1 protein-coding gene is annotated in these 777 nt (G+C 51.9%); it reads right to left on the bottom strand.

What is annotated here, in order from left to right; translation table 11 throughout:
* The coding region (locus EGI32_RS11425; RefSeq protein WP_255155488.1) for a hypothetical protein at positions 1–777 on the bottom strand (777 nt) is incomplete at both ends.

The raw sequence follows: 777 nt of genomic DNA, 5'->3' as shown, positions 1-777 counted from the left end.
TGTGGCCCTGCAGCCACGCCGGTGAAGATGCCCGTTGTATTACTTGTTCCACCATCCAGTATATAGGTAACTGGCGCCGCACCGGTAGAGGTTACAGTGATTGTACCATTATTTATGCCCGGACAAGCAGTTGCTGTGGGAGTGGCGGTACCTGTGATAGCTGCGCCAACCCCAACCGTATGCGTGATCGTTCCCGTACATCCCCTGGAATCCGTAAATGTGATGGTATGCGATCCCGGGGCCAGACTGGTGAAAATGCCCGTGCTGTTTGTCGTCCCACCGTCTATCACAAATGTTATTGGTGTAACACCGTTGGTGGTGATCGTCCACGACCCATTATTTACACCCGGACAAGATGCCGCTACCGGGTTGCCATTGGCGGTCAACGCCGGGCCCGCAACTACTGTTGTGGTGGCTGTTCCTGTACATCCCCTGGAATCCGTAAATGTGACGGTGTGGGCACCGGAACTTACATTTGTAAATATTCCGGTCGTATTAGTTGTTCCTCCATCTAATACATATGTAACAGGCACTATGCCATTGGAAGCCATTGTGATACTTCCGTTAGTTGAATTATTGCAAGAGGTAGCTGTCGGGGTGGCGGTACCCGTAAGGGCTGGCCCTGCGGTTACTACAGTACTCACGGATCCCGGGCATCCGTTGTTATCGGTGAAAGTTATGTTATGAGGCCCTGCGGCAACGCCTGAGAAGATGCCCGTTGTATTGGAGGTAACACCATCTAATACATATGTTACAGGAGTTGCTCCCGTACTCGTA

Source organism: Ferruginibacter sp. HRS2-29, assembly GCF_024343615.1.
Taxonomy (GTDB): domain Bacteria; phylum Bacteroidota; class Bacteroidia; order Chitinophagales; family Chitinophagaceae; genus Ferruginibacter.
This window is presented reverse-complemented; position numbering and strand designations above follow the sequence as displayed.